Source organism: Stenotrophomonas sp. ZAC14A_NAIMI4_1 (assembly GCF_003086915.1).
Taxonomy (GTDB): Bacteria; Pseudomonadota; Gammaproteobacteria; order Xanthomonadales; family Xanthomonadaceae; genus Stenotrophomonas.
Genome location: NZ_CP026002.1, coordinates 2,821,688 through 2,844,576 on the forward strand (window position 1 = coordinate 2,821,688; position 22,889 = coordinate 2,844,576).

At 67.2% G+C, this 22,889-nt stretch carries 20 protein-coding genes; 10 read left to right on the top strand and 10 right to left on the bottom strand.

What is annotated here, in order from left to right:
• Positions 1 to 36 precede the first annotated feature (36 nt).
• Positions 37 to 246 carry a cold-shock protein gene (locus C1926_RS12735; protein WP_004153307.1) on the bottom strand — a complete coding sequence of 70 codons (210 nt, stop codon included), beginning with the start codon at positions 244 to 246 and terminating at the stop codon, positions 37 to 39.
• A gap of 304 nt (positions 247 to 550) precedes the next feature.
• On the opposite strand from C1926_RS12735, the gene C1926_RS12740 reads away from it, so the two are divergent.
• Positions 551 to 1,039: a YaiI/YqxD family protein gene (locus C1926_RS12740; RefSeq protein WP_108759438.1), complete on the top strand. Its 489-nt coding sequence runs from the start codon at positions 551 to 553 to the stop codon at positions 1,037 to 1,039.
• A 28-nt stretch (positions 1,040 to 1,067) separates the two neighbouring features.
• Here the strand turns inward: C1926_RS12740 and C1926_RS12745 are convergent, their stop codons facing one another.
• Positions 1,068 to 1,955, bottom strand: coding sequence for a pseudouridine synthase (locus C1926_RS12745; protein WP_108759439.1), 888 nt, complete (start codon positions 1,953 to 1,955; stop codon positions 1,068 to 1,070).
• The gene (locus C1926_RS12750; RefSeq protein WP_108759440.1) at positions 1,952 to 2,314 is read right to left on the bottom strand and encodes a hypothetical protein; all 363 of its coding nucleotides are present in this window, start codon (positions 2,312 to 2,314) and stop codon (positions 1,952 to 1,954) included. The genes C1926_RS12745 and C1926_RS12750 overlap by 4 nt, the downstream gene beginning before the upstream one ends.
• 122 nt (positions 2,315 to 2,436) lie before the next feature.
• Between C1926_RS12750 and C1926_RS12755 the strand changes: the two genes are divergently transcribed.
• The 3 genes from C1926_RS12755 (at position 2,437) to C1926_RS12765 (ending at position 6,327) form a co-directional block, all read left to right on the top strand.
• Entirely contained in the window at positions 2,437 to 2,985 is a 549-nt protein-coding gene (locus C1926_RS12755) for a YaeQ family protein (protein WP_108759441.1), read from the top strand.
• Complete coding sequence (locus C1926_RS12760; protein WP_079221577.1) at positions 2,982 to 4,166, top strand: NAD(P)/FAD-dependent oxidoreductase; 1,185 nt, start codon at positions 2,982 to 2,984, stop codon at positions 4,164 to 4,166. Before C1926_RS12755 ends, C1926_RS12760 begins: the two co-directional genes overlap by 4 nt.
• Positions 4,167 to 4,257: 91 nt before the next feature.
• A complete protein-coding gene (locus tag C1926_RS12765) occupies positions 4,258 to 6,327 on the top strand; it encodes an EAL domain-containing protein (protein WP_108760692.1) in 2,070 nt (689 codons plus the stop codon).
• Between the two features lie 84 nt (positions 6,328 to 6,411).
• On the opposite strand, the gene fabV is transcribed toward C1926_RS12765, so the two are convergent.
• The 5 genes from fabV to tgt all read right to left on the bottom strand — a co-directional run bounded on the left by fabV (position 6,412) and on the right by tgt (position 12,868).
• Complete coding sequence (gene fabV / locus C1926_RS12770; RefSeq protein ID WP_108759442.1) at positions 6,412 to 7,671, bottom strand: enoyl-ACP reductase FabV; 1,260 nt, start codon at positions 7,669 to 7,671, stop codon at positions 6,412 to 6,414.
• Positions 7,672 to 8,342: 671 nt separating this feature from the next.
• Positions 8,343 to 9,323: a protein translocase subunit SecF gene (gene secF / locus C1926_RS12780; RefSeq protein WP_108759443.1), complete on the bottom strand. Its 981-nt coding sequence runs from the start codon at positions 9,321 to 9,323 to the stop codon at positions 8,343 to 8,345.
• A gap of 15 nt (positions 9,324 to 9,338) precedes the next feature.
• Positions 9,339 to 11,195: a protein translocase subunit SecD gene (secD, locus tag C1926_RS12785; RefSeq protein WP_174214097.1), complete on the bottom strand. Its 1,857-nt coding sequence runs from the start codon at positions 11,193 to 11,195 to the stop codon at positions 9,339 to 9,341.
• A gap of 61 nt (positions 11,196 to 11,256) precedes the next feature.
• The gene (gene yajC / locus C1926_RS12790) at positions 11,257 to 11,601 is read right to left on the bottom strand and encodes a preprotein translocase subunit YajC (RefSeq protein WP_108759445.1); all 345 of its coding nucleotides are present in this window, start codon (positions 11,599 to 11,601) and stop codon (positions 11,257 to 11,259) included.
• A gap of 136 nt (positions 11,602 to 11,737) precedes the next feature.
• The gene (gene tgt, locus C1926_RS12795) at positions 11,738 to 12,868 is read right to left on the bottom strand and encodes a tRNA guanosine(34) transglycosylase Tgt (protein WP_079221572.1); all 1,131 of its coding nucleotides are present in this window, start codon (positions 12,866 to 12,868) and stop codon (positions 11,738 to 11,740) included.
• Between the two features lie 166 nt (positions 12,869 to 13,034).
• Here tgt and C1926_RS12800 point away from each other — a divergent pair, with 166 nt between their 5' ends.
• Together C1926_RS12800 and C1926_RS21715 are read left to right on the top strand one after the other, a co-directional pair.
• The gene (locus tag C1926_RS12800; protein ID WP_108759446.1) at positions 13,035 to 14,165 is read left to right on the top strand and encodes a type VI immunity family protein; all 1,131 of its coding nucleotides are present in this window, start codon (positions 13,035 to 13,037) and stop codon (positions 14,163 to 14,165) included.
• A gap of 14 nt (positions 14,166 to 14,179) precedes the next feature.
• Positions 14,180 to 14,587 (top strand): hypothetical protein, encoded by a 408-nt coding sequence (locus C1926_RS21715; RefSeq protein ID WP_108760693.1) that lies wholly within the window; start codon positions 14,180 to 14,182, stop codon positions 14,585 to 14,587.
• A gap of 209 nt (positions 14,588 to 14,796) precedes the next feature.
• On the opposite strand, the gene queA is transcribed toward C1926_RS21715, so the two are convergent.
• Complete coding sequence (queA, locus tag C1926_RS12810) at positions 14,797 to 15,828, bottom strand: tRNA preQ1(34) S-adenosylmethionine ribosyltransferase-isomerase QueA (protein WP_108760694.1); 1,032 nt, start codon at positions 15,826 to 15,828, stop codon at positions 14,797 to 14,799.
• A 246-nt stretch (positions 15,829 to 16,074) separates the two neighbouring features.
• Here queA and C1926_RS12815 point away from each other — a divergent pair, with 246 nt between their 5' ends.
• Complete coding sequence (locus C1926_RS12815; protein ID WP_079221570.1) at positions 16,075 to 17,571, top strand: aminotransferase class III-fold pyridoxal phosphate-dependent enzyme; 1,497 nt, start codon at positions 16,075 to 16,077, stop codon at positions 17,569 to 17,571.
• Between the two features lie 102 nt (positions 17,572 to 17,673).
• Positions 17,674 to 18,267, top strand: coding sequence for a TIGR00730 family Rossman fold protein (locus C1926_RS12820; protein WP_079221569.1), 594 nt, complete (start codon positions 17,674 to 17,676; stop codon positions 18,265 to 18,267).
• Between the two features lie 33 nt (positions 18,268 to 18,300).
• Here C1926_RS12820 and C1926_RS12825 read toward each other — a convergent pair whose 3' ends face one another.
• Positions 18,301 to 21,090 (bottom strand): EAL domain-containing protein, encoded by a 2,790-nt coding sequence (locus tag C1926_RS12825; protein ID WP_108759447.1) that lies wholly within the window; start codon positions 21,088 to 21,090, stop codon positions 18,301 to 18,303.
• A 263-nt stretch (positions 21,091 to 21,353) separates the two neighbouring features.
• On the opposite strand from C1926_RS12825, the gene C1926_RS12830 reads away from it, so the two are divergent.
• Both C1926_RS12830 and C1926_RS12835 read left to right on the top strand, forming a co-directional pair.
• Positions 21,354 to 21,908 carry an RNA polymerase sigma factor gene (locus C1926_RS12830; protein WP_301554043.1) on the top strand — a complete coding sequence of 185 codons (555 nt, stop codon included), beginning with the start codon at positions 21,354 to 21,356 and terminating at the stop codon, positions 21,906 to 21,908.
• Complete coding sequence (locus C1926_RS12835) at positions 21,905 to 22,879, top strand: hypothetical protein (protein ID WP_108759449.1); 975 nt, start codon at positions 21,905 to 21,907, stop codon at positions 22,877 to 22,879. The genes C1926_RS12830 and C1926_RS12835 overlap by 4 nt, the downstream gene beginning before the upstream one ends.
• Positions 22,880 to 22,889: the final 10 nt, after the last annotated feature.

Consider the following 22,889-nt stretch of genomic DNA (forward strand, 5'->3'; position numbering starts at 1 on the left):
TCCGGCGTTTCTGGCTACCAAACGGTAGCAGACGGATTAGACCGCCTGCACCTGGTCAGCCTGCATACCCTTCTGGCCCTGGACGGCGATGAAGGTAACCTTCTGGCCTTCCTGCAGGGTCTTGAAGCCGGTGCCCTGGATGGCACGGAAGTGCACGAACAGGTCCGGGCCGCTTTCCGGGGTGATGAAGCCGAAGCCCTTGGCGTCGTTGAACCACTTGACAGTGCCGGTCTGACGATCAGACATAGTTACTAACTCCTGAAACACATGTTGAAAAAAATCGCAGCCACCGGGTATCGGGGCCGAGACTGAGTTGCAGGCGTTGGTAAAGCGGATCGATGAGCGGATCGTGAGATCAACTGCACCAGGCCACGATTCACGGTGACCCTAGCAAACACAGTGGGTCGAACGATACGCGTGTTTTCAGGAAAAAGCGATAGCCCCGACATTCAGCCGCATCCCCTGCCCGGCTAGGCGTGACAAGGGCTGGCAGCCGATCGAGGCTAAACCCGAGTCCCCATTCAGGTTTTTCCTACCCTACACTGGGTAGATGACTGAAGCTGAAACCCCCGCTGAACATGGGCGTCCGAGGATCTGGGTCGATGCCGACGCCTGCCCTGTTGTCATCCGCGACATCCTTTTCCGCGCCGCCGAGCGGGTCGGCCTGGAGCTGACCCTGGTCGCCAACCAGTGGATCCGCACACCGCCCTCGCGCTGGCTGCGCTCCCTCCAGGTGCCACAGGGCCTGGACGTGGCCGACAGCGCCATCGTCGAGCGGGTCGCCGCCGGTGACCTGGTGGTGACCCAGGACATCCCGCTGGCTGCGCTGGTGCTGGAGAAGAAGGCCGTCGCCCTGAACCCGCGCGGCCAGCTGTACACCGCCAACAACATGGCCGAGCGGCTGTCGATGCGCAATTTCATGGAGGAACTGCGCGGGTCGGGCGTACAGACCGGTGGCCCGCCGCCCCTGGGCCAGCGCGACCGCCAGCTGTTCGCCGCCGAGCTGGACCGCTGGCTGGCCCGGATCAAGCCGCGGTGATCAATCCACAGTGATCAGGCCCCGCTGATCAGACCGCGTCGGCCGGGCTGTCCGGCGCCTGCAGCGCACGGTCACTGCTGAACACCCGGCGCTGCCCATCCAGCGGATCCTGGAACGCCAAAGCCCGCGCCAGCAGCTGCAACGGCGGCGCCCGCAGTGGATCCACCGCTGGCTGCAGCTGCGGGTACAGGTCATCGCCAAGGATCGGTGCGCCCAGCGCCGCCATGTGCACGCGAAGCTGGTGCTTGCGCCCGGTTTCCGGCCGCAGCCGGTAATGCCAGACCGCCGCGTCGGCGGCGATCACGTCCACCCGGGTGCGCGCGTTCGCCTCGCCCGGTGCCTCGGCCATGCGGAAGAACGGCTCGCCCGCCACGATCCGGCTCCGCCGTTCCAGCGGGAACTGCAGGCCCGGCAACGCGGGCGCCAGCGCCTCATAGGTCTTGTCGATACGACGTTCGCGGAACAGCCGCTGGTAGGCATCGCGCGAATCGGGCCGCTGCGAAAACAGCACCAGCCCTGCGGTGAGCCGATCAAGCCGGTGCAGCGGCACCAGGTCCGTGTTGCCGGTGCGCGCCACCAGCCGCGCCAGCAGGGTCTCGCGCACGTAGCCGCCTGCGGGCGTGACCGGCAGGTGGTGCGGCTTGTCGGCCACCAGCAGGTGCTCATCCTGGTACACGATGCGCTCGCTGAACGGGATGCGCGGTTCGTCGCTGACCTCGCGGAAATAGACGATGTCCAGCCCGACCTGCCAGGGCTGGTCCGGCGCAAGCGCCCTGCCCTGCGCGTCCTGCACCCGGCCCCGGGCGAAACGGTCCTGCCACTGCCCGCGGCCGATGCGCGGGAAGCGCGCGCACAGTCCATCGAGCAGGCACGCCCAGTCACCCGGCGGCAGCTGCAGGCGGCTGGGCAGGCTCATGGCGTGGTGGGCTCCGGCGGCGGCAACGTGGCCACGTCCAGCACCTGCCAGCCATCGCGCTCCATGCCGTCGCCCAGGCCATCGCCCAGCGCCGCCAGCACCAGCGCACGCATCACCGCAGGCCGGTGCAGGTTGATCCAGGTGCCGTCGGCCATGCGCAGGCTGCCGTGGTCCAGCCCGGCATCACCCGCCAGCCGCCGCTGCGCAGGGGCGCTGCTGAAGCGCATGCGCAGCCGACGCCCGGGCCCATAGGCGGCGAACACCACGCTGGCGGGCAGCGCACCGGGCGCGGATGCGCGCACGCTGCAGACGAAGTCGACGTCGGCGATACGGAGACGGCGGATCGGGGAACGGGTCATGCGCGGGCGGCAGGAGGGAAAGCACCGCCAGAGTGCCATCGTTGACGCCCGGCAGACACCCTGGCGACGGACACCCTTACAGCAAACCTCTATCATGGTCGTCTTTAGTCGACGGATTCCCCATGGCCCTCACCGCCACCATCCGCAAGGCCGAGCTGCAGATCAGCGACATGGATCGCGGCTACTACGCGACCCACAACCTGACCCTGGCCCAGCACCCGTCGGAAACCGACGATCGCCTGATGGTGCGCCTGCTCGCCTTCGCCCTCAATGCCGATGACCGCCTGGAGTTCGGCCGCGGCCTGAGCACCGACGACGAACCGGACCTGTGGAACCACGATTACACCGGCGACATCCTGCAGTGGATCGACCTGGGTCACCCGGACGAGTCTCGCGTGCGCAAGGCCTGCAACCGCAGCCGCCAGGTGCAGGTAGTGAACTACGGCGGCAACGCGTCCGAGATCTGGTGGAACAAGCAGAGCAAGGGCCTTGCCCGCTTCGACAACCTGTCGGTGGTCGACCTCGACGGCGCCTTCGTCGAACAGTGGGGCCAGCAGATCCAGCGCGCCATGCGTTTCAGCGTGCTGATCCAGGACGGCGAGGTGCAGCTCCTCAACGACCAGATCCAGCTCGACATCATTCCGAACTGGCGCAAGCGCGCCAAGGCATGAGCACGATCCGCTGCGACGTGCTGGTCATCGGTGCCGGCGCAGCCGGGCTGATGACTGCGATCACGGCCGGCCAGCGCGGCCGCCACGTGCAGGTGATCGACCACGCCAACAAGGTCGGCAAGAAGATCCTGATGTCCGGTGGTGGGCGCTGCAACTTCACCAACACCGGCACCACGCCGGCCAACTTCGTCTCGGCCAACCCGCACTTCTGCAAGTCGGCCCTGGCGCGCTACACGCCGTGGCACTTCATCGAGCTGGTGGACAAGCACCGCATCGCCTATCACGAAAAGGAACTGGGGCAGCTGTTCTGCGATGTCTCGTCCAAGCAGATCGTGAAGATGCTGGTGGACGAGTGCCAGGCGGCCGGCGTGCAGATCCGCACCGACTGCAGCGTGCAGCGCATCGAACACGGCAGCGATGGCTTCCGCGTGCACACCACCGATGGCCTGTTCCATTGCGCCTCGCTGGTGGTGGCAACCGGCGGCCTTTCGATCCCCAGCATGGGCGCCACCGGCTTCGGCTACGAGGTGGCCCGCCAGTTCGGCCACCAGATCCTGCCCACCCGCGCCGGCCTGGTACCGCTGACCCTCAGTGGCACCCATCAGGAGCGGCTGGCCGACCTCAGTGGCGTTGCCCTGCCCATCGAGGCGCGCTGCAACGGCAAACACTTCCAGAACTTCATGCTGCTGACCCATCGTGGCGTCAGCGGGCCGGCCATCCTGCAGATCTCCTCGTTCTGGCAACCCGGCGATGCCCTGGAACTGGACCTGTTGCCGGGCCAGGACGCGACCGAGTGGCTGCGGCAGATGAAACGCGACCGGCCGGCGGCCGAACTGCGCACCGTATTGGCCGAGGTGCTGCCCAAGCGGCTGGCCCAGCGCCTGTGCGAGCACTGGCTGCCGGACCGCCCGGTGCGGCAGCTGGACGAACCGGTGCTGCGCCAGGCCGGGCAGCTGCTGGGCGCATTCCCGCTGGTGGCCAGCGGCACCGAAGGCTACCGCACCGCCGAAGTCACCCTGGGCGGCGTGGACACGGCCGAGGTCTCTTCGGCCACCCTGGAGTCCAAGCGCGTGCCCGGCCTGCACTTCGTCGGCGAGGTGCTGGATGTGACCGGCTGGCTGGGCGGCTACAACTTCCAGTGGGCCTGGGCCAGCGGCCATGCCGCCGGCAGCGTGGTGTGAACCGCATCGCCGTTCCAACCCCGCAAGGGGCGAGCGCATGGACGGACCGCCGCGCATCGTGTATCTAGATTTGCAGATTGGGGAGCAGTGCATGCAGAACGCGAACGACATCACCATCCGGCTGCTGATCGTCGATGACAGCGGCGAGAACGCCGAAGCCATCGTCAGCACCCTGCGCAACAGCGGCATCGCCGTGCGCCCCTGGCGGCCACAGGATTCGGCCGAGCTGACGCAGGTGCTGGCCAGCCAGGCCATCGACCTGGTGCTGGCCTCGCCGTCGCAGGGCATCCCGCTGCCGCTGGTGGCCCAGCACATCGCCGCCAGCGGCAAGGACATCCCGCTGGTGCTGCTGGCCGATCGCATCGACGAAGACGAACTGGTCCAGGCCAGCAGCAACGGCGTCCGCGCCCTGGCGCTGCGCCAGCGCAATGAACACCTGCTGGCGGTGGTCCGCGACCAGTGGGTCGACCTGCAGGCGCGCCGTGGCCTGCGCCGCATCGAGGCGCAGATGCGCGAGACCGAGCGCCGCTGCGACGCGCTGATCGCCTCTTCGCGCGACCCCATCGCCTACGTCCACGAAGGCATGCACATCCGTGCCAACGATGCCTATCTGGAAATGTTCGGCTACGAGGACTTCGACGAGGTCGAAGGCATCTCGCTGCTGGACATGGTCGCCGCCCAGCACGTGGACAGCTTCAAGCAGCTGCTGAAGTCGCTCAGCCGTGGCGAGGCGCCCCCGCCGCAGTACCAGCTGGATGCGCGCCACCAGGATGGCAGTGCGTTCCCGGCCACCATGGAGTTCACCGCCGCCACCTACGAAGGCGAATCCTGCCTGCAGGTGGTGTTCCGCCGCCGGCTGGAACTGGACACCGAACTGGCCCGCGAGGTCGAGGACCTCCGCCAGCGCGACCAGGTCACCGGCCTGCTCAACCGCCCCACCTTCATGCTGCAGGTGGAAGATGCCGTGGCCCAGGCCGGCCGCAGTGAGGGCCAGTTCGGCCTGCTGCTGGTCGAACCGGACCACTACGCGCGCCTGATCCCCGATATCGGCCTGGCCTCGGCCGACACCCTGATCGGCGCGATGGCCGCGCTGCTGGCTGACGTGGTGGGCGAGGATGCGCAGATGGCGCGCTTCGGCGAACACAGCTTCGCCGTGCTGCAGTCCGGCGCCTACGCACAGACCCTGGCCCTGGCCGAGCGCATCCGCGAAGCCTTTGCCGCGCACGTGTTCACCATCGGCGCACGCTCGGCCACGGTCACCGTCAGCCTCGGCGGCGTGCAGGTGGGCGAGAAGATCGCCAGCATCGGCCAGGTGCTGGCGCGTGCCAGCGAATGCGCGCAGGCTGCGGCCGCGCTGGGCAACACTTCGCGCATCTTCGACCCGGCTGCGGTCGACCGCATCGAGGAAGAGCGCGTGCAGCGCTGGGTCGCGCGCATCCGCGAGGCGCTGGCAGGTGACGGCTTCCAGCTGCACTACCAGCCGGTGCTGAACCTGCAGGGCGAGCCGCTGGAGCTGTACGAGGCCTACCTGCGCTTGGAGCACAACGGCGAGCTGCTCAGCCCGACCGCCTTCCTCGGCATTGCCGAGGAGCACGGCCTGCTGGGCGACATCAACCGCTGGGTGGTCTCGAAGGCCATCGACGTGCTCGGCGCACGCGCCCGTGCCGGCCATGACACGCAGATCCTGGTCAAGGTCACCCCCGAGTCGTTCGACGACTCCAAGATGATCGCCACCCTGCGCCAGCAGCTGCAGGCCCAGGGCGTACCGGGCGAACGGCTGTGGCTGCATGCGCCGGAGGTCAAGGTCTTCACCCACCTGCGCGCCGCCCAGCAGTTCCTTGCCGACGTCGCCCCGCTGGGTTGCCGGATCGGCCTGGAGCAGTTCGGTTCGGGGCTGGATTCGTTCCAGCTGCTGGCCCACTTCGAACCGCAGTTCCTCAAGCTGGACCGCGGCTTCACCAGCGACCTTGGCGCGACCCGCGAGAACATCGACCGCATCAGCCAGATCACCGCACGTGCGCAGGAAGCCGGCATCCGCACCATGGCCGAGTTCGTCAGCGACGCGAACTCGATGACCCTGCTGTTCAGCGCGGGCGTCGATTACGTGCAGGGCGAGTTCGTCGGCCCGGCGCTGCCATCGATGAACTTCGATTTCGGCTGAGTCTGATACTGGTAGTGCCGGCCGCTGGCCGGCAACCACGCATGCCCGCAATGCCGGCCAGCGGCCGGCACTACCACGGGGTTGTCAGGTCAGGTCGACCAGGTTGGCGATCTTGACGTCCGGGTTGACGTCGGCCTCGTAGTCCACGCCGTCCACGCCGAAACCGAACAGGCGCAGGAAGTCGGCCTTGTAGCCGGCCAGGTCGCTGATCTCGTACAGGTTTTCGTTGGTCACCTGCGGCCACAGCTCCAGCACCTTGCCCTGCACTTCCGGCGCCATTTCCTTGTAGTCCGCGCGCAGGCGGCCTTCCTCGTCCACCAGGGCGACCGTGCGGCCCTGGTCATCGACGAGGTCGTGGCGCAGGCGGTCGACAGCCACGCCGTCCGCCTTGCCGCCGTAGAGGATGTCGTACAGCACGTCGAGCTGCTCGATGCAGCCTTCGTGCGTGCCCTGCGCCTTCATCACCTTGAACAGCAGCGACAGGTACAGCGGCATGGTCGGAATGGCCGAGCTGGCCTGGGTGACCACGGCCTTAAGCACCGACACGCGCGCGTCGCCGCCGATCTTCGCCAGCGATGCGCGCAGGCCCAGCACCTTGTCGTCCAGGTCCTTCTTGGCCGCGCCGATCGAACCGTTCCAGTAGATCGCCTGGGTGATCTCTTCGCCCACGTAGGTGAAGGCGGTGGTGGTGCAGCCGTTGGCCAGCACGCCGGCCTCGGACAGCGCATCGATCCACATCTGCCAGTCTTCGCCACCCATCACCGCGACGGTACCGGCGATCTCCTCAGCCGTGGCCGGCTGCAGGTGGGTCTCGGTCAGCACTTCCTTGTCGGTATCCAGGCCGCGCAGGACGATCGGTTCGCCGATCGGCTTCAGCGTGGAGCTGATGATCTCGCCGGTCTTGGGGTGCTTGCGGCGCGGCGCGGCCAGGCTGTAGACGACCTGATCGACCTGGCCGAGGTCGGCCTTGATCATCTCGATGGCCTTGGCCTTCACTTCATCGGAGAAGGCATCGCCGTTGATGCTCTTGGCATACAGGCCGGCTTCGTCGGCGTACTTGTGGAACGCCGCGGAGTTGTACCAGCCCGCCGTGCCCGGCTTGGTCTCACTGCCCGGGCGTTCGAAGAAGATGCCCAGGGTGGCAGCGCCACTGCCGAACGCGGCGGTGATGCGCGCGGCCAGTCCGTAGCCGGTGGAGGCACCGATGACCAGCACGCGCTTGGGGCCGTTCTGGATCGGCGGGCGGGCGCGGATGTAGTCGATCTGCTGCTTGACCGCGGCCTCGCAGCCGGTCGGGTGGGTGGTGACGCAGATGAAGCCGCGGACGCGCGGTTTGATGACCATGGATACCTCGGGTTGGCAGATGCGGCGCACGGGGCGCTCAGCAGGAATACGGGCGCGCGCAGGTGCGCGCGAACCGCAGGATCGTAGTGCGCGGGGAAAGATTGCACAACCGACGCTGGCGTAGGGTGGGGTTTGTTTTGCAGGGCTTGCAGCCCTGCACCTGCTGGATCAACGTCAACGTCAAAGGCTGGGTTGCTGCGGGTTGGCGGGGTGGGTCCGGTTGAGGGGGACGCCGTAAACCCGTCCATGGGGGCTTGGTCGCGCCATCCATGGCGCTCACACCCCCTCAACCGGACCCACCCCGCCTTCGACAGTTCTCCGCGATCTGTCCGAACGGCTTTCTGCTCTGGTGGGTGCCGACCGTTGGTCGGCACTGGGTCGGATATCGATATCTGACAGATGTGCCGACCAACGGTCGGCACCCACCAACAGCCACCGGCCAACTGTCGAAGGCGGGGCACTGTGGGTTTGCGGGGTGTGAGCCGCATGGATGCGGCGACCAAGCCCCCATGGATGGGTTTACGGCGCCCCCGCGAACCCACAGTGCCCCGCCATCCCACGGAATGCAGGCTTTTGACGTTGCCGTTGCATTGAAGCAGGTGCAGGGCGCAGCCCTGCAACAAAAAACCCCGCTTGCGCGGGGTTCTCTGTGTACTGCGTGCAGCGGGTGCTTACGGGCGACGGGCCAGCGCCTCGACGTCCTTCGCCTTCGGCAGCAGGTCCTGCTTGGTCACGCGCAGCGCACCAATGGTCAGCATCGGCACCGCCACCAGGATCGAGGACAGCACCACGATCACCGCACCGATCATGTGCGTCTCGGCCAGGCCTTCCATCGAACTGCCGCCGTACATGTACAGGGCCAGCGCGGACAGGAAGAACATCACCGCGGTGATCACCGTACGCGACAGCGTCTGGTTGATCGAACGGTTCAGCACTTCCATCGGCTCGGCACGCAGGCTGCGGAAGTTTTCGCGCACGCGGTCGAAGACCACGATGATGTCGTTGATCGCAAAGCCCATCACCGACAGCAGGCCGGCCAGCACGGTCAGGTCGAACTCACGGCCCAGCAGGGAAACGTAAGCCACCGTCACGATCAGGTCGAACATCGCCACGATGCTGGCGGTGACCGCGAACTTCCATTCGAAGCGCACCGCGATGTAGATCAGGAAGCCAGCCAGCATGAAGATGGTGGCGTACAGACCGTTCATCGCCAGGTCCTTGCCGATCTGCGGGCCAACGAACTCGTTGCGCAGCACGGTGGCCTGGTTGTCGGCGGTGGACAGCGCCTTGACCACCGCCGCAGCGGTGGCCTTGTCCTCGGCGGCGGCCGCACCGGTACCCGGGGCGTGCTCACCGTGCGGGGCCAGGCGGATCAGCAGGTCGGTGTTGCCACCGACGCTCTGCACCTGGGCGCCTTCAAAACCATTGTCCTCGAGCTTGGTACGGACCTGCTCGACGTCCACCGCGCGATCGAAGCGGGCTTCGATCAGGGTGCCGCCGGTGAAGTCCAGGGCGTAGTTGAAGCCCTTGAAGCCGATGATGCCGATCGATGCCAGGAACACGATGATCGTGACGACCATCGCGACATGGCGCCAGCGCATGAAGTCGATCTGGGTATCGTTCGGGAGGATGTGCAGCGGAAAAATTTTCATGTGCGTGTCGTCCCGTCAGATGGCCACGTTCTGGAGCTTCTTGCGACGGCCATAGATCAGCGTCGCCAGGGCGCGCGACACGGTGATCGCAGTGAACATCGAGGCGAAAATACCGATGATCATGGTCAGGGCGAAGCCCTTCAGCGGACCCGTGCCGAAGGCGAACAGGGCCACACCGACGATCAGGCCGGTCAGGTTGGCGTCAAGAATCGTGCCCGAAGCACGTTCGTAACCGGTCACGATCGCGGTCTTGCCCGGCACGCCGGCACGCAGCTCTTCACGGATACGCTCGTTGATCAGCACGTTGGCGTCCACCGACAGACCGACCGACAACGCCAGGCCGGCGAAGCCAGGCAGGGTCATCGTCGCGCCGAACAGCGACATCACCGCCACCACGATCAGCAGGTTGAACAGCATCGCCAGCGAGGTGATCAGGCCGAACATGCGGTAGTAGATGGTGAAGAACACCAGGGTGAACAGGAACGCGTAGACCACCGCGGTGATACCGTTCTTGACGTTCTCCGCACCCAGGCTCGGGCCTACCACGCGCTCTTCGACGAAGTCCATCGGCGCGGCCAGCGAGCCGGACTTCAGCAGCTTGGCCAGGTCCTCGGCTTCCTTCTTCTGCAGACCGGTGGTCTGGAAGTTCTTGCCGAACACGCCGTTGATGTTGGCCACCGAGATCACTTCCTCGTTGACCTTGAAGCCACGCACTTCCTGGCCGTCAACGACGGTCACGGTCGGCACGCGCTCGGTGTACACCACGGCCATCGGCTTGTTCACGTTGGCGCTGGTGAAGTCGAACATGCGCTGGCCGCCGACGTTGTTCAGCGTCACGCTGACCGCCGGGGCACCACTGTTGGTGTCGGTGACCGCCTGCGCGCCGACCATCTGGTCGCCGGTGACGATCACGCGCTTGTTCAGCAGGATCGGGCCACGGCCATCACGCTGCTGGTAGACCTTGGCTTCCGGCGGAATGCGGCCGGAGGCGATGGCGTCCTGCGCGTTGCCTTCGACCACCGCACGGTATTCCAGGGTGGCGGTGGCACCGATCATGCGCTTGGCTTCGGCGGTGTCCTGCACGCCCGGCAGCTGCACGACCACGCGGTCGGCACCCTGGCGCTGGATGATCGGCTCGGCCACGCCCAGCTGGTTCACGCGGTTGCGCAGGGTGTTGATGTTCTGCTCGATGGCGCCGTTGGCGATCTGCGAGATCTCGGTGTCCGGGATGGTCACCGTGATGCGGCTGCCGCTGACGTCGTAACCCAGGGTCGGCTGCGACTTGACCAGCGCCGCGCGGGCGTTGGCGGCGGCATCGTCACCGGCCGACGGGCTCAGGTTGGCCACGATGGTGTTGTCGGCGCGGCGCTCGACCGACTGGTACGCAATGCGCGCGTCACGCAGGGTGCTGCGCACGTCTTCGGTGTAGGCGTCCAGGCGCTTGTCCAGGGCTGCCTTCTGGTCGACCTGCAGCACGAAGTGCACGCCGCCCTGCAGGTCCAGGCCCAGCACCATCGGGCGGCCGCCCAGCTTGGCCAGCCAGTCCGGCACGGTCGAGGCCAGGTTCAGGGCCACCGTGTAGTTCTCGCCGACGGTGTCACGCAGCGCGTCGCTGGCAGCGGACTGGGCCTTCAGGTCCGGCAGGCGGACGATCAGGCTTTCCCCTTCCTTCTCGGCGCCGATCGTGGTGACACCGGCCTTCTTCAGGTCGGCCAGCACACGGTCGCGCAGCGCGTCGTCGACCACTCCGCCACGGTTGGCGGTGATCTGGACGGCCGGGTCCTTCTGGTAGATGTTGGGCAGCGCATACAGGGTACTGAGCGCCAGTACGATCAGGATGACGACGTACTTCCAGCGTGGAAATTCGAGCATTGCTTGGGTCCCGCGCGGCGCCATCCCCGGCGCCGCGGTTGTGCATCGGAAAAGGAGTGGCTTACTGGGCCGACTTCAGGGTGCCGTTCGGCAGCACGCTGCCGATAGCGCCCTTCTGCACGCGGATGCGCACGTTGTCAGCCACTTCGACGGTGATGAAGTTGTCGCCGATGTCGGTGACCACGCCGGCGATGCCACCGTTGGTCAGCACTTCGTCGCCACGCTTGATCTTCTCCAGCATGCCCTTGTGTTCCTTCTGCCGCTTCATCTGCGGGCGGATCATCAGGAAGTACATGATGGCGATCAGGATGATCGGGAACAGCAGGGTGGTCAGGCCCATGCCCTGCGGTTGGCCGCCGGCGGCCTGGGCGTGGGCGGCGGGAATCAGGAAAGCAAGCAGGTTCATCGTTGGTCCTTAGGTTGGGCGGCGCTCAGGCCCGTTTGACGGGCGCAGGGTGTCGACCGCGGATCTGGGTCAGCCTTGAAGTATGCCACGGCCCCGGACGTTCGTCCTTGGGCCGTTCGGCAGGGGTGCTGCGGGGTTACAGGGGCGGCGCGACCGCCCCGCGTGCTGCATAGAAGGACTCGCGGAAGGCCTGGAAGGTTCCCGCCTCGATGGCCGCGCGGATGTCGGCCATCAGTTTTTCGTAGTAGAACAGGTTGTGCAGGGTGCCCAGCATCGGCGCCAGCATCTCGTTGCAGCGGTCCAGGTGGCGCAGGTACGAGCGGGTGTAGCCGCCGCTGCAGGCCACGCAGCCGCAGCCCGGCTCGATCGGGTCCATGTCGCGCGCATACTGCGAGTTGCGGATGCGTACGGTGCCGAACGAGGTGAAATAGTGGCCGTTGCGGGCATTGCGGGTGGGCATCACGCAGTCGAACATGTCCACGCCACGGGCGACACCCTCGACCAGGTCCTCCGGCCGGCCCACGCCCATCAGGTAGCGCGGGCGGTCGCCCGGCAGCTCCGGGTCCAGGTGGTCGAGCATGGCGTTGCGCTCGTGCTCCGGTTCGCCCACGGCCAGGCCACCGATGGCATAGCCGTCGAAGCCGATCGCCTGCAGGGCCTCGGCCGAGCGGCTGCGCAGGTCGGTATGCACGCCGCCCTGGACGATGCCGAACAGCGCCGCGTCGTTGCCCAGCTCGTCATGTGCGTTGCGGCTGCGCTGGGCCCAGCGCAGGCTCAGCTCCATCGAACGGCGGGCGACGTCCTCAGTGGCCGGGTACGGGGTGCACTCATCGAAGATCATCACCACGTCCGAATCGAGCACTTTCTGGATCTTCATGCTCTCTTCCGGGCCCAGGAACACGCGGGCGCCGTCGGTGGGCGACGCAAAGGTCACGCCCTGCTCGGTGATCTTGCGGCGGTGCGCCAGCGAGAACACCTGGAAGCCGCCGGAGTCGGTCAGGATCGGGCCATCCCACTGGCAGAAGCCGTGCAGGCCGCCGTGGTCGGCGATGATGTCCAGGCCCGGCCGCAGGTACAGGTGGAAGGTGTTGCCGAGGATGATCTCGGCGCCCAGCGCGCGCACCTGGTCCGGCAGGATGCCCTTGACCGAGCCATAGGTTCCCACCGGCATGAAGGCCGGCGTTTCCACCGTGCCACGCGGGAAGGTCAGGCGGCCACGGCGGGCACGGCCGTCGCGGGTCTGGAGCTGGAACTGCAATCGGGACATGGAGCGGTCGTTCAGGCAAATAGTCGCCTATTGTCTCCCAAAACCGGGTCGGCCGCCCATTCAGGGCTGAATGGGCGACCATCCGACACCTGCTTGTCGTAATTGGCCTTGGCGGCAGAACACCTTCTTCCTAGTGTGGCCAGCTCCACATGCTGCCACTCCACTCATGCCCTCCCCGCACGACCTTCCCCTGGAAATTGAATGGTCTCCGGACGCACAGGCGTCACTCGAGTTTCCCGGCGACCTCTTTCTTCCGAGCGGCCCAGCGAACTACGTAGGCGCGGTGATGTGTCTACGCCTGACGCTGTACTTCAAGGGCGCACACCTGGCCTCCACGAGAGAAAACCTTTGCCTTTGCTTCGACGCGTTCCGCGAGTTCGCGGGAGACGCATTGCAATGGCTCTGGCGCGAGAAACCGAAGGACGGACCACCCCGGCAGCGCGTCAAGGACAGCAAAGCTCTGCGCGAAATGATCGAGCCAATGTCGGAAGACGACCATCTCAGCTTCTGTTACACCAGCGGTTCCAACGCCGAGGACGCTGGAGCTTGGCAGTTCGTTGTTTACGGTAAGCGCGGCTGGCAATCCCACATGGGCAATGACACGAGTGTGCTCGAGTTGTCAGTCCCGACTAGCCAGTCCTTAGCAGGGCTACGCCAATTCATTGAACTGGCGATCAAATGTGCACACTGGTTGAGGGCCGCACATGGGCATGCGGGCTACGCCTTGAATCTGAGCCCAGTGCGCCGAGAGCGCAATGAGGCGATTGAAGCAGTGCTGGCCCAGCGCCTTCCAGGCCTGGATGCGGGGAACGCTGCCCTCCTGGCGAACCGGGCGGAGCTCAAGCATCCCAGGTTCAAGACGGTCAGCTGGTTGACCTTGCTGGATGACACCCGGCTGGCAACGGCCGGAGGGCTCGACCAGCTTCGCGGCGCCCTCCCAGGGCAATACTTCAAGCTTCACACGTATGGCGGGGGAGCCTTGATCCAGGCTGGAGCAAGGCCCCTCGCTTGCGTGCATGGAGCAGACCCTCGCCCCCCTGAATACGTGCTGCTCGATCATTATCTCAGGGAAATTCGAGCTGCATCACTCGGCAATCTCCACTCCAACCCAAAGTCTACAGAACCGAGGCTGATCGGCCAGCTCGCCGATCAGTGGGTCCGTCGATTTGAAGTAGATGCTTCAGAGATTCCGACCCACGAAGCAAGACTCGTGCAGCAGCACGCACTCACATGCGAGGGCGTTCAGGCCGAACCAGCCATCGCGACCCAGCTGGCTGCGCAGGCGAATCCACAATGAGACGAGACGAGTCAGTGAACGGTGACCGGAAAGATCTGGAAAGAATCCTTGGCGGAAAAATCGAGCAACGAGCCAATCGAACCGCCCCGGGCGTCAACCCTGTAGCCGGAGTGGAGTTCATCTACTACGAAGATGACGGAATCCGCCCTGCTTCCAGTCAATTCAATGAGCTGCTGGATTGTGCTGGCGAAATCATCGCGAGCAGCGGTGGCATCGTATCGGACAACTGCCGGATAGCCCTGCCCAACGGCCAGTGCTTCCGAGCCCTTTCCTTCCACGGTGATCTGGATGGATGGCGGACGGCAGTAGAAGCTGGGGCAAGAACCATGCGTCTTCGCTTGGCCCGTATTCAAGGGCGCCATTTGATGATTTCGGACGGCCAGTCCGTCCCGCTCAGCGAATGCGACGTGGATTTGGGCTGAGCAGCCCTCCCCCGGAACCCGCTCGCGGACAGAAATACCCACGCATGACGCGGGTTGGCTGACTCGGCAGGGGTTCATCCACGCGTGGCGTGGATCTACCGATTGCAGCGGCAGTAGAGCCACGCCATGCGTGGCTTTGCTGGCTTCCAGGCACCTGCAAGTGCGCACCAACGGTGCGCACCCACCACAATCAGGCAGAGGCCAGCCCCCTACCCCGCCTGCGGGAACAGCAGCATCGCGTCGCCGTAGCTGAAGAAGCGGTAGCGCTGTTCGATCGCGTGCTGGTAGGCCTCGAACACGCGATCCTTGCCGGCAAACGCGGAAATCATCATCAGCAGCGTGCTTTCCGGCAGGTGGAAGTTGGTCACCATCGCGTCCACGCTGCGGATGCGGTAGCCGGGGGTGATGAAGATCTGCGTCTCGCCGGCGAACGGCAGCAGTTCACCCTCGCGCATCGCGCTTTCCAGCGCGCGCACCACGGTGGTGCCCACGCCGATCACCCGGCCGCCAGCCTCGCGGGTGCGCCGCACCTGCTGCACCAGTTCAGCGCCCACGTTCAGCCACTCGCGATGCATCACGTGGTCCTTCAGGTCATCGGCGCGCACCGGCTGGAAGGTGCCTGCGCCCACGTGCAGGGTGACGTGGCCGAAGTCCACGCCCTTGGCCTTCAAGGCGGCCAGCAGCGGCTCGTCGAAATGCAGGCCGGCGGTCGGCGCGGCCACCGCGCCCACTTCGCGGGCGAACACGGTCTGGTAGCGCTCGCGGTCGTCCATGCCCGGTTCGCGCTGGATGTACGGCGGCAGCGGCAGGCGACCGGCGTGCAGCAGCCACTGTTCCAGCGATTCAGGCACGTGGAAGTGCAGTACGTAGAACTCGCCGTCGCGGCCCAGCACCTCGGCCTCGCCGCCGGCATCCAGGGCGATGCGGCTGCCGGCCTTGGGCGACTTGCTGGCGCCCACCTGGGCACGCGCCTGCTGGCCGCCCAGCAGGCGCTCGATCAGGATCTCCACGCGGCCGCCACTGGCCTTCTGCCCGAACAACCGCGCCGGGATCACCCGGGTGTCGTTGAACACCATCAGGTCGCCCGGCTGCAACAGCGACGGCAGGTCGCGCACCTGCACGTCGGTGAAGGCGGCGGGCGCCGGCGGCACCAGCATCAGGCGGCTGGCCGAACGCTCGGCCAGCGGCGCCTGGGCGATCAGTTCGGCCGGCAGGTCGTAGTGGAAATCGGACTTCTTCAAGGCAGTGATCGGCAACAGGTCGACATTGGCGCGCATTGTACGTCCAGCGCCTGCGAGCCGGCGCGCTTCGTGGCGAACGTCGGGCAATATGCTGCTATGCAGCAGGTTTCTGCGGGGTTATCGCGCAAAAAAACTAGTGCTAGCATCGGAAAGGAAGTCCGCAGCACGAGTCCGCCCCAAGCGCGCGTGATGACGCGCGTTTTGCTTTTGAAGGCCCGTGCGACCCAACGTTTCAGGAGATCTGCAATGAGCTTCATCGAACGCCTCGCCCCCCTCCGCGCCCAGCCCGGCAGCCGCATCACCACCGGCCTGGACGACGCCACCCTGGTCGCGCTGTCGGCCCGCCACCCGCAGCTGGTTGCCGCCGTGGAAGCGGCCGCCGACGAGTTCGGGCGCGTGCAGCAGGAGCTGGGGCCGCTGCTGGCGCAGGACGAGCAGGCGCAGATCGACGCGATGCAGGACGGCTTCGTCAATTTCTATGCCGACGACGCGGTGACCCCGTACGTGGCGCTGGCCGCGCGCGGCCCGTGGGTGGTCACCCTGAAGGGCGCCGTGCTGTACGACGCGGGCGGCTACGGCATGCTCGGCTTCGGCCATACCCCTGATGCGGTGCTCGAAGCGATGTCGCGCCCGCAGGTGATGGCCAACATCATGACCCCCAGCCTGTCTCAGCAGCGCTTCATCACCGCCCTGCGCGCGGAGATCGGCCACCGCCGAGGCGGTTGCCCGTTCGCCCGCTTCATGTGCCTGAACTCCGGCTCGGAAGCGGTCGGCCTGGCCGCGCGCATCGCCGACGTCAACGCCAAGCTGCAGACCGACCCGGGTGCGCGCCATGCCGGTGCCGCCATCAAGCGCGTGGTCATCAAGGGCAGCTTCCATGGCCGCACCGACCGCCCGGCGCTGTATTCCGATTCCAGCCGCAAGAGCTACCAGCAGCACCTGGCCAGCTACCGTGGCGAGGATTCGGTCATTACGGTCGCCCCGTACGACGAGGCCGGCCTGCGCAAGGTGTTCGAGGATGCCGAGCGCAACCAGTGGTTCATCGAAGCGGTGTTCCTGGAACCGGTGATGGGTGAAGGCGACCCGGGCCGTTCGGTGCCGCCGGCGTTCTATGCGGTGGCCCGCGAGCTGACCCGCGCCCACGGCAGCCTGCTGCTGCTCGATTCGATCCAGGCCGGCCTGCGCGCCCATGGCGTGCTGTCGGTGGTGGATTACCCGGGCTTCGAAGGCCTGGATCCGCCGGACATGGAAACCTACTCCAAGGCGCTCAACGCCGCGCAGTACCCGCTGTCGGTGCTGGCGGTGACCGAGCATGCCGCCCAGCTGTACCGCAAGGGCATCTACGGCAACACCATGACCAGCAACCCGCGTGCGCTGGACGTGGCCTGCGCCACCCTGGCCCAGCTCACCCCGCAGGTGCGCGCCAACATCGCCGAGCGCGGTGCCGAGGCCGTGCGCAAGCTGGAACAGCTGAAGAGCGAGCTGGGCGGGCTGATCACCAAGGTGCAGGGCACCGGCCTGCTGTTCTCCTGCGAGCTGGCCCCGCAGTTCAAGTGCTATGGCGCCGGTTCCACCGAGGAATGGCTGCGCCAGCACGGCATCAACGTGATCCACGGTGGCGAGAACTCGCTGCGCTTCACTCCGCACTTCGGCATGGACAGCGATGAGCTGGACCTGCTGGTGGGCCTGGTCGGCCGCGCCCTGCGTGAAGGCCCGCGCCGCGAGCAGGCCGCCGCCGCGTAATCCGCGCCAACGCGTCATAATCGACCAACACCCCGCCCGCGACCGCTGACCCGGTTGCCGGCGGGGCGTTTTCGTTTCCGCACCAAGAGACAGGAATCCCCCATGAAGTCCCTCTGCGTCTACTGTGGCTCCAACGCTGGCAGCAAGCCGGTCTACACCGAACGCGCCATGGCGCTGGGCGACCGCATCGCCCGCGATGGCATGCGCCTGGTCTATGGCGGTGGCAATGTCGGCCTGATGGGCACCGTCGCCAACGCTGTGCTGGCCGCCGGCGGCGAAGTGACCGGCGTCATCCCGCGCCAGCTGGCCGACTGGGAAGTGGCCCACCGCGGCCTGACCGAACTGGAAATCGTCGGCTCGATGCATGAGCGCAAGTCGCGCATGTTCGACCTGTCCGACGGCTTCGTCGCCCTGCCCGGCGGCTTCGGCACCATGGAGGAGATCTTCGAGATGCTCACCTGGCGCCAGCTCGGCATCGGCAACAAGCCCTGCGCGTTCCTGGACGTGGACGGCTTCTACGCCCCGCTGATCGGCATGATCGACCGCATGGTGGAAGAGCGCTTCCTGCACCCGGAACAGCGCCAGGACCTGTGGTACGGCTCGGACATCGATGAAATGCTGGCGTGGATGCAGGCCTACGAGCCGGCCCAGGCCTCGAAGTGGATCGACGAGAAGCGACGCGCCGCGCTGCGTTGAGCGTGGCCCAGCGTGCCTGGCCTGCGCGGTGGTTCAGGCCACCGCGCGCGTCCACGGTGCCGGCCGCCCCAGCAGGTAGCCCTGGCCGTAGTCACAGCCCAGCTCGAACAGGCTCTGCCGCTGGGCCTCGGTCTCGATGCCCTCGCCGATGGTCTCGATGCCCAGCGTGCGCGCCAGCGACAGCACACCTTCCACCAGCGCGCGCGTGCTCTGGGCCTCCGGCCCATGCAGGCCGGCGATGAAGCTCTGGTCGATCTTCAGCGTGCTGATCGGGAACCGGTGCAGGTAGGACAGCGCCGAGAAGCCGGTCCCGAAATCATCCAGCTGCACCTGGATGCCCCGCTCGCGCAGCCCCTTGAGGATGCGCAGCGTGTGCGGGCCGTCGTCCAGCAGCGCGACCTCGGTGATTTCCAGCCGCAACCGCTGCGGGTCGGCATCGTTGGCTTCCAGCAGGCCGAACAGGCGCTTGCTGAAATCGGCCGAGCGGAAATGCCGCGGTGACACGTTCACCGAGACATAGCCACGCCCACCGTCGGCCAGGCCGGCGATGACCTGCTCGTAGATGAGCCAGTCGACCTGCTCGATCAGGCCGCTTTCCTCGCCCAGCTCCAGGAAGGCGCCGGGCAGCAGCAGGCCGCGGCGCTCGTGCTGCCAGCGCAGCAACGCCTCGTGGCCCACCACCTCGCCATCGGACAGGCGCACGATGGGCTGATAGAACGGCACGAAATCGCGGTTGTTGATCGCCCGCCGCAGGTCCGCCTCCAGGTCCAGGCTGCGCATGGCCTGCTCGCGCATGTCCTCATCGAAGATCGCGCAGCGGTCATGGCCCTGCGCCTTGGCCCGGTACATCGCCGCATCGGCATCGCGCAGCAGCTCTTCGCCGGTGCGGTAATGCGGATTCCACAGGGCGATGCCGAGGCTGCCGGAGGGGAACAGTTCGCGCCCGGCGATCCACATCGATTCCTGCAGGGCCAGCAGCAGGCGCTGGCCGAAATCCAGCGCCTGGGCCAGGCCCTGCGGGCACTGCAGCAGCACGGCGAATTCATCGCCGCCCAGCCGTGCCACGACATCGCCGTCGCCGGCCATGGACACGATGCGCTTGGCCACCTCCACCAGCATGCGGTCGCCGGCGGCGTGGCCGATGCTGTCGTTGACCAGCTTGAAGCGGTCCAGGTCCAGGAACAGCATCGCGAACACCGGGCCGCCTTCGCGGCGCGCCAGCGCCAGCGCATCCTGCAGGCGGTCCAGCAGGTGCAGGCGGTTGGGCAGCCCGGTCAGCGCATCGTGCATGGCCTGGTGGGTCAGGCGCTGCTCGGCGCGCAGCCGCTCGGCAATCTGGCCCAGCAGCTTGTCATTCACTTCAGCCAGTTCGCGCGTGCGTTCTTCCACGCGCTTTTCCAGCTCGGCATGCGCCGAACGCAGCCGCTGCTGGTCGCGCTGGCGGGCCAGGCCGGTACCGATGTTCTGTGCCACGAAGGTCAGCAGCCGCTGGTCGTGCACACTGAAGGCGATCTGGTCGGTGTAGCTCTGCACCACGATCGCGCCGACCACCTCGTCGTCGCGCAGCAGCGGCACGCCCAGCCAGCAGTGCGAACGCGCGCCGGATTCGCGCACTTCGCCGGTGGCCAGCAGCGCGTCGATCTGCGCACGCGATGCCAGCAGCGGGCGCCGGTGGCGCACCACGTATTCGGTCAGGCCGCGGCTGAAGGCGCGCGGCGCGCGTGAGCTGTTGTGCTCATCCACCGAGTAGACGAAATCCAGGCCGTCACTGCGCGTGTTGACCAGGGCGATGTAGAAGTTGCGCGCGTCCAGCAGCCGGCCCACCACGCCATGCACCTGCCCATAGAACTGGGCCAGGCTGTCGGCCGACATGGCCATCTCGGCGATGTTGTAGAGCGCGGTCTGCAGCTGTTCGCCACGACGGCGCTCGGCCACTTCGTCCTGCAGGCTGCGGTTGGCACGCTGCAGCTCCAGCGTGCGTCGCTCCACCTGCTGTTCCAGCCGCACCTGTGCCTGGCGCCGGTCCATCGCGGTCTGCACGTGCTGGGCAACGAAGCCCAGCAGCGCGCGCTCGGCTTCGCCATACAGCGCAGCCTGTTCGTAACTCTGCACCACGATTGCGCCGCACACGCGGCCATCGCGCAGCATCGGCACGCCCAGCCAGTCCAGGCTTTCCGGGCCGCGCTCGGGGTCGTGCTCTTCCTCGGCATCGGCCAGCAGTTCGCGCGACGGGCCACTGAGCGGCTTGCCATGGCGCAGCAGGGCCACGGTCAGGCTGCGCGGCATCTGCCCGGCGTCGTAGCTGATCGAAGGGTCAGCCACGAAGTCATCCACCTGGTCGGCGAAATACAGGAAGCGCATCTGGTCGCGCACATCGTCGTACTCGACGATGTAGCAGTTCTCGGCGTACATCAGCGAGCCGAGCACGCCATGCACGTGGCGCAGCATCTCGCCCATTTCCAGGTCGGCACCGGCCAGATCGGCAATCTGGAACAGCGCCTGCTGAAGTCGTTCAGCCTGTTCCAGGGCACGGATCTGTCCGGCCTGGCGGCCACGCTGCAGGGCCAGCTCCATTGCCTGCCGCGACACCCCCCACCAGGCTTCCGAAGGCGACGCGCCGCGCACCCGCAGCGACAGCTGTGCGCCATCGTGTCCCCAGGCAGCGTGCTCCCATATCCCCGCGTCCCCGTCGAGCTCGCCATCGCTGGCCCCCTGCGGCCAGCTGTCCCGGCCGCGGCCCAGCTGCGGGTCGTTCCACCCCACCCGCACGATCGCGGCGTCCGGCAGCAGCGCATGCAGCGCGCGCACCAGCGCCGTGCTCAAGACGGCCTCGTGAGGTGACAGCGATGACACACGGTCGGCTTGCGTGGACAAAATGACGTTCTCTTGGCGCCGCTACAGCGTCGCCTCCCCTGAGCGGGCGAGCATAACGCGGCACCGGGGGGGGAATGGAAGCCCGCCAACCCCGTTTCGTGTGCCGGCACGTTGTTCCTGTCGACACCCGCCCGCGAACCGCCGTGAACTGCGCCCTCCCCGCCCCCGCCAACGGCTATGCGCCACCGCCTGCAGGCCTTACCCTGTATGCCGTGGAAGCGACCGCCCTGCCAACCGATGAAGCGCTGATGCTGGCCTGGGCCGGTGGCGACCTGCAGGCGTTCGAAAGCCTGTATACGCGCCATCGCAAGCGCCTGTTCGGCTTCCTGCTGCGGCAACTGCGCGACACCGCGCTGGCCGAAGAGATCTTCCAGGACGTCTGGCAGCGGGTGATCAGCGCGCGCGCCGGCTGGCAGCCCGATGCTGCATTCAGCACGTGGTTGTTCCGCATCGCGCACAACCGCCTGAATGACCACTGGCGTGCCGCCCGCCATCGCCCTGCCGCGCCGGCCGACGCCGATCTGCGCCTGGCTGCGCTGGAAGACGGGCAGACCCCGGAAGCTGAACTGTCTGAATTCGAGCAGCGCCGGCGCATCCAGCTGGCGATGGAAGACCTGCCGCCCGAGCAGCGTGAAGTGCTGCAGTTGCGGCTGGAACAGGAACTGAGCCTGGAGGAGATCGGCCAGATCACCGGCGTCGGCCGGGAAACAGTGAAATCGCGGCTGCGCTATGCGATGGACAAGCTGCGTGCGGGACTGAAGGCATGAATCGAGACGATCCCCTGTCGCCTGAAGAACGTGCGCTGGCCGGCCTGATCGGCCGCCGCCACGACCAGGCACCGCCTGCTGCGCTAGACGCGGCGATCCTTGCCGCCGCGCGTGCATCGGTGTCCACGACTGCCGCAGACACAGCGGCAGCAGCCGACAACACCGCCACGACGTCGACCGCGCGCCGGACGCAGCGGCGCTGGCCGGCCGTGTTCGGCATCGCCGCGTCGATGGTATTTGCCGTCGGCATCGCCTGGCATATGCGCCCGGAACCGCCGGTGCTGCCGGCGCAGGAAGCACAGATCGCCACCGCGCCCGCCGCCGATGCCGCCGCTGCGGCCGATGCCCAGGCACCGCAGCCCATGTCCGCTGCGGCAGAGGTTGCGCCGCCGCCGCCGTTGCCCGCGCCACAGGCTGCAGCCAAGCAGGCCGCCCAACCCGCCATTGCCCGCAGGCCCGAGGCGCAGGCGGCCCCGGCCCCGGCGTTGGCCGAACCCGCGCCCCGCATCGCCCTGCGCAGCCTGCCAGCCGAACCCGCTGCCGAGGCCGCCTTCGCACCCGCACCGCCTGCGCCGCCCGCGCCCGCGGCACCCGCAGCACCGGTGGCCTATTCGGCCCCGGCTGCGGCCGAGCGGGACGCGATCCAGGGTGAAGCCGCGGCCAGCGCCGACGCCGCCCGCAGCCAGCGCCGTGCAGCACCCACCGCCTTCAAGGCCAATTCCGCGCCCGCGCCGACCAGCGCGCCGGGCGTGATGCTGCGCCGCTCCAGCGATGCCTCGCTCAGCGCCGACGCGGTGCATTCGGAAGTCGCAGCCGATGCCAGGCTGCCGCGCCGGCAGTGGCTGCAGAAGATCCGCGAGCGCCGCGACAACGGCCAGCGCGATCTGGCCCGTGCCAGCCTGGAGCGCTACCTGCAGACGTATCCCGAAGCGCGCCTGCCAAAGGATCTGCGCCCGCTGCTGGACGACTGAGGCAGACCCG